Source organism: Bacillus sp. SIMBA_154, from assembly GCF_046536015.1.
GTDB lineage: Bacteria > Bacillota > Bacilli > Bacillales > Bacillaceae > Bacillus > Bacillus pumilus_P.
This window is the reverse complement of the sequence record NZ_JAWJBV010000438.1, coordinates 1-254: the sequence shown is the minus strand read 5'-3', so window position 1 is coordinate 254 and position 254 is coordinate 1. Positions and strand designations below refer to the sequence as shown.

Below are 254 nucleotides of genomic sequence, written 5' to 3'. Positions count from 1 at the left end.
CTCCGTTATTACACCGTTACATTGACCTGCGGAAAAAGGTTCTCGGCCTTGATGAAGTCCATATTTATGACCTTTACACACCGCTTGTAAAAGATTCGGGAATGAAGGTCACATATGAGGAAGCGAAAGATTATATGCTCAAAGGACTTGCTCCGCTGGGCGAGGAATACGCGTCTATATTAAAAGAAGGACTTGAAAACCGCTGGGTCGATGTATACGAAAACAAAGGAAAACGCAGCGGTGCTTATTCGTCC

Annotated in this window: 1 protein-coding gene; it reads left to right on the top strand. The window is 44.5% G+C overall.

Features of this window, described 5'->3' with window-relative positions:
- Positions 1-254, top strand: a 254-nt coding sequence (locus R0K30_RS22675; RefSeq protein WP_410613187.1) for a M3 family metallopeptidase, incomplete at both ends; no start/stop codon positions are given.